The organism is Pseudomonas fulva NBRC 16637 = DSM 17717 (assembly GCF_000730565.1).
Lineage (GTDB): Bacteria > Pseudomonadota > Gammaproteobacteria > Pseudomonadales > Pseudomonadaceae > Aquipseudomonas > Aquipseudomonas fulva.
In genome coordinates, this window is record NZ_BBIQ01000035.1 from 1 (window position 1) to 9900 (window position 9900).

Annotated in this window: 5 protein-coding genes; 3 read left to right on the top strand and 2 right to left on the bottom strand. The window is 66.3% G+C overall.

Annotated elements, in window-relative coordinates:
* On the top strand, positions 1–206 hold a 206-nt coding region (locus PFU01S_RS22455; RefSeq protein WP_042139925.1), incomplete at its 5' end, for a hypothetical protein.
* 66 nt (positions 207–272) lie between these two features.
* On the top strand, positions 273–1664 hold the full coding sequence (locus tag PFU01S_RS21260; protein ID WP_028687919.1) for an aspartate aminotransferase family protein: 1392 nt from the start codon (positions 273–275) through the stop codon (positions 1662–1664).
* A 37-nt stretch (positions 1665–1701) separates the two neighbouring features.
* On the opposite strand, the gene PFU01S_RS21265 is transcribed toward PFU01S_RS21260, so the two are convergent.
* A complete protein-coding gene (locus PFU01S_RS21265; RefSeq protein WP_028687920.1) occupies positions 1702–2670 on the bottom strand; it encodes a siderophore-interacting protein in 969 nt (322 codons plus the stop codon).
* Between the two features lie 65 nt (positions 2671–2735).
* Positions 2736–3857, bottom strand: a complete 1122-nt coding sequence (locus PFU01S_RS21270; RefSeq protein WP_027916318.1) for a cupin-like domain-containing protein — start codon at positions 3855–3857, stop codon at positions 2736–2738.
* 186 nt (positions 3858–4043) lie between these two features.
* Here PFU01S_RS21270 and PFU01S_RS21275 point away from each other — a divergent pair.
* On the top strand, positions 4044–9900 hold a 5857-nt coding region (locus PFU01S_RS21275; RefSeq protein ID WP_042139927.1), incomplete at its 3' end, for a non-ribosomal peptide synthetase.

The following is a 9900-nucleotide window of genomic DNA, read 5'->3' on the forward strand; positions in this document are numbered from 1 at the left end:
TCAAGATCAAGATCAAGATCAAGATCAAGATCAAGATCAAGATCAAGATCAAGATCAAGATCAAGATCAAGATCAAGATCAAGATCAAGAGCCAGAGCCAGAGCCAGAGCCAGAGCCAGAGCCAGAGCCAGAGCCAGAGCCAGAGCCAGAGCCAGAGCCAGAGCAAGAGCCAGAGCAAGAGCAAGAGCAAGAGCAAGCCCCCCTAAATCCTCCCCCCGGCCAAGCGTCTCTCAAGCGACTACCGCCCATTCGCTTGCTTGCGAGGATTCACCATGTCCACCGCTACCAGCCTTGCTCAGATCCCACCGGCCACCACCCCGCATCCCCTGTACGAATTCACCGACTCCCCGCTGCTGCACCGCCAGCAGCAACAGGAATCCAATGCCCGTAGCTACCCCCGCCGTATCCCGCTGGCCCTCAAACGAGCCCGTGGCATCTATGTCGAGGACGTCGAAGGCCGCCAGTTCATCGACTGCCTGGCCGGGGCCGGTACGCTGGCGCTGGGCCATAACCACCCCGTGGTGGTCGAAGCCATCCAGCGCGTGCTGGCCGATGAACTCCCCCTGCACACCCTGGACCTGACCACCCCGGTCAAGGACCGCTTCGTCCAGGACCTGTTCGCCGTACTGCCCGAAGCACTGCGCCGTGAAGCCAAGGTGCAGTTCTGTGGCCCGACCGGTACCGATGCGGTGGAAGCGGCGCTCAAGCTGGTGCGCAGCGCCACCGGACGCAGCACGGTCCTGACCTTCCAGGGCGCCTACCACGGCATGAGCCAAGGGGCACTCAGCCTGATGGGGAGCCTGGGTCCCAAGCAACCCCTGGGCGCATTGCTGGGCAGCGGTGTGCAGTTCATGCCGTACCCCTACGACTATCGCTGCCCATTCGGCCTGGGCGGCGAGGCGGGCGTGAAGGCCAACCTGCACTACCTGGAAAACCTGCTGCTCGACCCCGAAAGCGGGGTGCCGCTGCCAGCAGCGGTGATTCTGGAAGTGGTGCAGGGCGAAGGCGGCGTGATACCCGCCGACATCGAGTGGCTCAAGGGCGTAAGGCGCATCACCGAGCAGGCGGGCGTCGCGCTGATCGTCGATGAAATCCAGAGCGGCTTCGCCCGTACCGGGCGTATGTTCGCCTTCGAACACGCCGGTATCGTCCCAGACGTAGTCACCTTGTCCAAAGCCATCGGTGGCAGCCTGCCCCTGGCCGTGGTGGTGTACCGCGACTGGCTCGACACCTGGAAGCCGGGCGCCCATGCCGGCACCTTCCGCGGCAACCAGATGGCCATGGCCGCAGGGTCTGCCGTGCTCGAATACCTGGTCGAGCACCGCCTGGCGGACCATGCCGAGGCCATGGGGCAGCGCCTGCGCGGGCACTTGCAACGCCTGCAGGCGGACTATCCGCAGTTGGGGGATATCCGTGGCCGGGGGTTGATGCTGGGCGTGGAACTGGTCGATCCGCACGGCACGGCGGACGCCCAGGGGCACCCGCCGGCCAACCGCGAACTGGCCCCGCGCGTACAGCGCGAGTGCCTCAAGCGAGGCCTGATCCTGGAACTCGGTGGCCGCCACGGGGCCGTGGTGCGTTTCCTGCCGCCTTTGATCATCAGCGACGAACAGGTCGACGAGGTCGCGCAGCGTTTCGCTGCTGCCGTGGCCGCGGCGGTCTGAGCCCAGCCGGGGGCCGCGTGCCCCCGGCTATACCCCTTCAGTCCAAAGTTCTGCCTGCACGCCAGTAGCCCATCAGGGTCAGCCATTGGCGCGGTAACCCGCGCTCCTTGATCAAATGACGACGGATGGCCATGACCGTGGCCGACTCGCCCGCCACCCAGGCGTGGAACGCGCTGCAGGCGGTACTGGCCTGCTCCCACAGGATGCGCTTGTCGATATCGATATCCTCCAGCCTGGCCCTGGGCACGGCATGCCCCTGGGGCAGGCGGGCCAGTTCATGCACGGCATGCAGCATGGCCTGGCCGTGCTCGCAGTTCAGCAGATCGCGTGGCAGCCAGTGCAACTCGACGCCGCTGCCACGCCGCACATCCAGGCAATCGGCCTGCAATGGCACCTCGATGAACGCCTGCACCGCCAGGTCCGGTTGCGTCACGGCCAAGGCTTCGAGGATGCCGGCAATCGCTGGCAGCGCCGTTTCATCCCCGACCAGCAGCACGTTACGTACCCCTTGCGGCGGCTTCCACTCGTACCCACCAGGGTCTCCCGTATAGGCCAGATTAGGTGCCAGCATCTGCAGGCGATCACCCGGCTGCGCCTGGGTAGCCCAGGCTGAGGCAGGGCCGTTGACGCCGTGCAGGACGAAATCCACGTCCACCTCCAAGGCCTCTGGGCGCAGTGCGCGCAGGGTGTAGGTACGCATGGGTGGGCGCTGCTCGGCAGCGAGCGCGCTGTGGGCGGCCTTCCAGTGCTGGTCGGCAGGCAGTTGCGCAACGGAGCCATCGGGCGCGGGGAAGAACAGCTTCACCCGCTGGTCTGGGGCCAGGGTCGTCATCTGCGCCACGTCCGGGCCGGTGAACACCAGCCGGGTGAGCGAAGGGGTAAGGGTCAGGCGACGGCTGAGCACCAGGTCGAACAGGCGGTAGGGCTGGGCCTGGCGTGTGGCGCCGCCAATCAGACGGCGCAGGCCTTGCTGGAGGGTTTGGGTCATGCGGGCGGGGCTGGGCATGGGGCGTTCTCGTGCAGACGTCTTTGCTGAGAAACGAGCTGACGCCCAGGCAAATTAAACGCACATCACCAACCGCGACCGGCGTTCACCCAGAAGTTGACCGACAGCGACGTGGACACCGACTCCACCTGGTGGAACCAACCCTCGGGCAAAAACAGCAGGTCGCCGGCTTGCAGCACCACGCGCAGGAACGGCACATCGCGGGCGGCCGGGAAACGCTGGTAGTCGGCGGCATCGGGGTTGAAGTCGCAGCCGTCCAGGCCACCCTTGGGGCTGGTCGACCAAGTGCCCAGCGCCGGACGGTGATGCGGGGCAGCAAGAATGAACGACTTCTGCCCCCAGACTTGAGCGAACAGGTTGTCGGTGTCGTCCCGGTGCAAGGGTGTGAGCGTCCCTTTGGGCCCGATCCAGATGCGTGGCGCGATGTAGCGCGAGCGTTCGAAATAGTCGGGGAAGCGGATCAGCGCCAGGAGCTTTTCCGGGACGATGTTGTTGCCCATGTAGGCCGGGGTTTCACCCGGTTTGGCCGGGGTATCGAGCGAGGCAATGAAGTCGGCCATGGAGGTAGCGCGAAAGTCGCGGTCGGTGGAGAAGGTTTTTTTCACGTAATCGCCGTGGCGGGTGATGCCTTGCAGCTCGGCAAAGTGCGCGAGGGATGCCTCACGCCCCATGCTGAACAGCGGCCAGTCGTGCAGGGCATCGCTCATCACCACCGGCATGCCCTGGGGCAGGAACTCCCGGGCAAAACGCTCGGCTGACAGGTGCGCCCGTGGCAGGCGGGGCACCTCACGCAGCACAGGCTGCGCTGCCGATATCCGTTCGCTGATGCGCGCGGGCGTGGGATAGCGTTGGTTCATGGCCACCTTGCTGGCCGACGTGCCTTGCCGCGCGCTGTTGATGATCTGCGGCAGCAGCGTGGCCAGGCCCATGTTGCCGGTGATCTTCAGCCGCGCACTGGCGAACAGTTCCTCGACATTGGCCGTGCCGCCCATGATCCCGAGAAAGTCGCGCTCGGCCACTTCGATGGTGACGTCCGGCGCTGCGTGGCGACCCGCACCGGTGCGGCTCTGCTCGCGCACCTCCGACCAGAATGCCCGGTCATGGGCGAAGACGAACTGGTAGACGCCCTCGATGCCCACGCCATGGGCATTGGCGAACAGCCTGCTGAGAATGCTCTGAAGGTCCACGGTCAACCCCTGTCGATCTTTCGTTGTGCAGGGTTAACGAGCGATACGCGCACCGATTTAACCGGCGCCTTACCGGCATGCGTGGCGCCAGCGCCTAAGCTGCGCGGCTAATTTTCTTGCGTCGTCCTACGTCCCGTAGGGATAGCCGAGCCAACGCTCGATACCCAACTGTATGGAAGGTCGCAGATGAATGCCGATAAGTCCCTCAAGCTTGCCCGCCGTTTCATAGAGCTGCCAGTGGACAAGCGTCATCTGTTTCTGGATGGCCTGCGCGCCGAAGGCATCGACTTTTCCCAATTCCCCATCGCCGCCGACGTGCAGGTCCCGGACCGTGATGCACTGTCCTATGCCCAGCAGCGCATGTGGTTTCTCTGGCAGCTGGACCCGCGCAGCGGTGCCTATAACCTGCCCAGCGCCGTGCGCTTGAGCGGGCCTCTGGACGAGGCGGCGCTGGAGCAGGCCTTTGCTTGCCTGGTAGCACGCCACCAGAGCCTGCGCACGGTATTCGCCGAAGGCGAAGACGGCCAGGCTCGGCAGGTAGCGGCCAAGTACCCGATGCACGTGGCCAAGCACAGCCTGGTTGACCTGGACGCCGATGCCCAAGCGCGCGGTGTGCGCGAGCTGGCCGAACACGAGGCGCAGCAACCCTTCGATCTGGCCGTCGGCCCCTTGATGCGCGTCACCTTGCTGCGGCTTGGGGCGCAGGAGCACGTGCTGCTGCTGACCCTGCACCACATCGTGTCCGACGGCTGGTCGATGAACGTGCTCATCGACGAGTTCGTCCAGGCTTACCAGGCCTTTGCCGCAGGCCTTGAACCAGCGCTACCGGCCTTGCCTGTCCAGTACATGGACTATGCGCTGTGGCAACGCAAGTGGCTGGAAGCCGGTGAGCAGGCGCGGCAGTTGGGCTACTGGCGCGAGCAGTTGGGCGATGAGCAGCCGTTGCTGGAGCTGGCCACCGATTTTCCACGCCCGGCGGTGGCCAGCCAGCGCGGCCAACGTCACGAGCTGGTCATCGACCCGGCCCTGGCTGATCAACTGCGGGCCTTGGCGCGCCAGCACAACGTGACCTTGTTCATGGTTCTGCTGGCGGCATTCAATGTGCTGCTGTACCGCCACACCGGCCAGACCGATCTGCGCATCGGCGTGCCCGTGGCCAACCGCAACCGGGCCGAGGTCGAAGGCTTGATCGGTTTGTTCGTCAACACCCAAGTGCTGCGCACCTGCCTGCACGGGCATCAGTCGGTCGCCAGCCTGCTGGCCGCCGTAAAACAGACCACCGCCGGTGCCCAGGCGCACCAGGACCTGCCCTTCGAACAGCTGGTCGAGGCCCTGGACCTTGACCGCAGCCTCAGCCATAACCCGCTGTTCCAAGTGATGTACAACCACTTGCCCAACGTTGCCGATATCGAGGTAATGACGGTGGGCGAGGGGTTGGAGCTGCGCCCACTGGAGGCGAGCAGCCGCCCCACGCCCTTCGACCTGACCCTGACCACCTTCGAGCGCGGCGGTCGTCTGCATGCCTCGTTGACCTATGCCAGCGAGCTGTTCGAACCGGCCACCATCGCCCGCATGGCCGGGCACTGGCTGCAACTGCTGCAAGCGATGAGCGAGGATGCCGACCAGCCACTGGACCAACTGCCTTTGCTCGATGCGCACCAGAGGGCACTTTTGCAGCAGCAGGCCACGGGCCCGCAGGCACCAGCAGCGCCGTCGGCACTGGCGATGTTCGAGGCCCAGGTGCAGCGCGTTCCCGATGCCTTGGCGCTGACATTCGCCGGCCAATGCCTGAGCTACGCCGAGCTGGACGCCCGCGCCAACGCGCTGGCCCTGCAACTGGTCGAGCTGGGCGTCGGTGCTCAGGTGTGCGTTGGCCTGGCCGCCGGGCGCTCGTTGGAAATGGTGATCGGCCTGCTGGCCGTGTGGAAGGCCGGGGCAGCTTATGTACCGCTGGACCCGGCATTCCCTGCCCAGCGGCTGGCCTACATGATCGAAGACAGCCGGGTCGGTGTGCTGCTGACCCAGCAGGCGTTGCAAGCCAGCCTGCCGCACATCGCCGGGGTGACGACCCTGCTGCTCGACCCCGCCCGCCCTGAAATGAGTGCGCAGGGCACGCAGCGCCCCGTCCACGCTGGCGAGCTGGCCTACGTCATCTACACCTCCGGTTCCACCGGCACCGCCAAGGGTGTGGCCGTCAGCCACGGCGCCCTGGGCAACTACCTGCAAGGCATTTTCCAGACCTTGCCGCTGCAGGGCGCAAGCAACATGGCGGTGGTCTCCACCCTGGCTGCGGACCTGGGGCATACCGTGCTGTTCGGCGCATTGTGCTCCGGGCGGTCGCTGCACATCATCGAGCAGGACGTGGCCCTCGACCCGCAGCGCTTCGGCGCCTACATGCAAGGCCATGGCATCGACGTGCTGAAAATCGTGCCGTCGCACCTGGAGGCGCTGCTGGGCGCCGATCAACCGCAACAGGTGCTGCCTGCTCGCTGCCTGGTGCTCGGTGGCGAGGCCTGTTCGCCTGCACTGATCGAACGCCTGCGCGCCTTGGGCCGCTGCGACATCATCAACCACTACGGCCCGACCGAAACCACCGTCGGCGTACTGACCCAGAACCTCAGCGCGGCAGACAGCCCCATCGTGCTGGGCCGGCCATTGCCCAACACCCGCACCCAGGTGCTCGATGCCGGCCTGCAACTGCAGGCGCCGGGCAGCCACGGTGAGTTGTACATCGGTGGCGCTGGTCTTGCCCGTGGGTACCAGAACCGTCCAGGCATGACCGCCGAGCGCTTCGTGCCTGACCCCTTCGGTGCACCGGGTGCGCGCCTGTATCGCACAGGTGACCGGGTGCGTCGCCTGCCCTCGGGCGAGCTGGCGTTCCTTGGCCGTGTCGATCGCCAGGTCAAGCTGCGCGGCTACCGCATCGACCTGGATGAAGTGCTGCTGGCCCTGCGTGCAGCGCCCCAGGTGCGCGACGCGGCCGTGCTGCTGGTGGGCGAAGCCGCCCATGCGCAACTGGTGGCCTATGTGGTCTACGCGGACACTGACGCGCAAGCGCAGCTGGAGGCGTGGCTGCAAGCGCGTCTGCCTGACTACATGCTGCCCAGCACCTATCAGGCCCTGGCCGTCATGCCCCTGACCGCCAACGGCAAGCTCGACGCCCGCGCGCTGCCTCAGCCGACCCAGGCGCGTGCCGCCGATGCCCATGTGCCGCCGGTAACTGAGCGCCAACGTGCCCTGGCGGGCATCTGGGAACAGGTGCTCAAAGTGCCGGCAGTCGGCCTTGGCGACAACTTCTTCAGCCTGGGCGGCCACTCGTTACTGGCCGTGCAGATCGTCTCGCGTGTGCGCCGCCAACTGGGGCTCGACCTGCCGCTGCGGGCCATGTTCGACACGGCCAACCTGGGTGAACTGGCCCAGGCGCTGGAGCACTGCGAGCGCTACCGCGAACAGGCGGCCATTGCGGCACTGCCGCGCAGCGAGCGCCTGCCGGCGTCGTTCGCCCAGCAGCGCCAATGGCTGTACTGGACCTTGCAGCCCCAGAGCACCGCCTATCACACCCCGCTGGCCGTGCGGCTGCAGGGCCAGCTTGATCGCCAGGCCTTGCAGCGGGCGATGGACACCTTGCTGGCACGGCACGAAGCCTTGCGCACCACGTTCGTCCAGGAGGATGGCCAGCTTTACCAGCAGGTGCAGCCGGCCGGGGCGGTGGACCTGCAATGGATGGCCTTGCCCGATGCCAGCCAACCCCAGCTGGAGCTTGCGGTGCGCGCCGAAATCACGCGCCTGTTCGACCTGCACCAAGGCCCCCTGATGCGGGTCAAGGTGATCGAGCGCGCGATTGATGAATGGGTGCTGGTGCTCACGCTGCACCACATCACCTCCGACGGCTGGTCCATGAGCCTGTTGGTGCACGAATTCGTCGACCTCTACAGCGCCTTCAGTGCCGGCCATACGTCCGCTCTGCAACCGCTGGTGGTGCAGTACGCCGACTACGCCCACTGGCAGCGCCAGTGGCTGGACCAAGGCGAGATGCAGCGCCAGCAGGCCTATTGGGTCGAACGCCTGGGTGGTGAACCGGTGGTGCTGTCGCTGCCGACCGATCACCCGCGCACGGCGCAGCTCAGCGACCGTGGCGGGCGCCTTGACCTGCGCCTGCCGCAGGACCTGGAGCGTCAAGTACGCGAGTTGGCCCAGGCCCAGGGCGTCACCTTGTTCCAACTGTTCCTGGGTACCTTCGCCTTGCTGTTGCAACGCTACAGCGGCCAGCCGGACGTGCGCATCGGGGTGCCAGTGAACAACCGCAACAGCCAGGAGCTGGAGGCGGTGGTGGGCTTTTTCGTCAACACCCTGGTCATGCGCTTGTGCCCGCAGCCTGAGCAATCGGCGGGCCATTGGCTGCAGACGGTCAAGGAGGTGACGTTGTCGGCCCAGGCCAACCAAGACCTGCCCTTCGACCGCCTGGTGGAAGTGCTCAACCCCCAGCGTGCGCTGAATCACAACCCGCTGTTCCAGGTGATGTACAACCACCTCAGCACTGTCGGCGCCACCGCGACCGGCACCAGCCTGCCAGGTTTGCAGGCTCGCGAACTGCTGCTCGATGGCGGCGGCGCGCAGTTCGAGTTGTCCCTTGAAACCTTGGAAACGCCGCAGGGCATTTCCGTGGCCCTGGTGTACGCCGCCGACCTGTTCGAAGCCGCCACCCTCGAGCGTATGGCCGGTCACTGGCAGACCCTGCTGCGCGGCATGGTTGCCTGCCCTGCACAGGCCATTGGCGAGCTACCGATGCTCGCTGCCAGTGAACAGCACGGCCTGCGCACCTGGAACCAGACTGCTCAGCGTTACCCCGAGCAATACTGCGTCCACCGCCTGATCGAGCAGCAGGCCCAGCGCAGCCCCGAGGCGACCGCCGTGGTGTTCGGCGCACGTCAACTCACCTATCGCCAACTCAACAACGCCGCCAATGGCCTGGCCTGGCAGTTGATCGATCGCGGCGTTGGCCCGGACGTGCTGGTAGGCATCGCCGCCGAGCGTTCGCTGGAGCTGGTCATCGGCCTGCTGGCCATCCTCAAGGCCGGTGGCGCCTACCTGCCGCTGGACCCGGACTACCCCGAGGAACGCCTGGCCTACATGATCGAGGACAGCCGCATGGCCTTGCTGCTGCATGCACCAGGCTTGCGCCTGCCGGTGCCCGAAGGGCTGGCGACGCTCGAACTGCTGGCCCCGCAGGCGGACCCGGTTGACGTACCGAACCCGCAGGTCGACCTGGTGCCGGAGCACCTGGCCTACGTGATCTACACCTCCGGCTCCACTGGCAAGCCCAAGGGTGCCGGCAACCGCCACGTCGCCCTGGCCAACCGCCTGTACTGGATGCAACAGGCCTATGAACTGACCGCCGCCGACCGGGTGCTGCAGAAGACGCCGTTCAGCTTCGACGTGTCGGTGTGGGAGTTCTTCTGGCCGTTGATGACCGGCGCTCAACTGGTGGTGGCCGAACCCGGCGCGCACCGCGACCCGGCGCAACTGGTGGCCCTGATCGAGCAGCATGGCATCAGCACGTTGCACTTCGTGCCGTCGATGCTGCAGGTGTTCCTGCAATCGCCGGACCTGGACGGGTGCCACAGCCTGCGGCGCATTCTCTGCAGCGGCGAGGCACTGGCGCTCGATGCCCAGAGCCAGGTGTTCGCACGCCTGCCCAAGGCCCGCCTGTACAACTTGTACGGCCCGACCGAAGCCGCCATCGACGTCACCCACTGGACTTGCGTGGAGGAGGGCAGCGACAGCGTGCCCATCGGGCGCCCCATTGCCAACCTGCACACTTATGTACTGGACGCGGCCCTGCAGCCGGTCGTGCCGGGGGTGGCCGGTGAGCTGTACCTAGGCGGCGTGGGCCTGGCCCGTGGGTATCACCGCCGCCCGGCGCTGACCGCCGAGCGCTTCGTGGCAAGTCCTGTGGGTAATGGCGAGCGCTTGTACCGCACGGGCGACCTGGTGCGTTACCGCGCCGACGGCGTGCTGGAATACCTCGGTCGCCTGGACCACC

Bases quoted from the DNA above. Each gene is read 5' to 3' on its own strand.
- PFU01S_RS21260 (WP_028687919.1), top strand. From the start codon at position 273: ATGTCCACCGCTACCAGCCTTGCTCAGATCCCACCGGCCACCACCCCG.
- PFU01S_RS21265 (WP_028687920.1), bottom strand. From the start codon at position 2,670: ATGCCCAGCCCCGCCCGCATGACCCAAACCCTCCAGCAAGGCCTGCGC.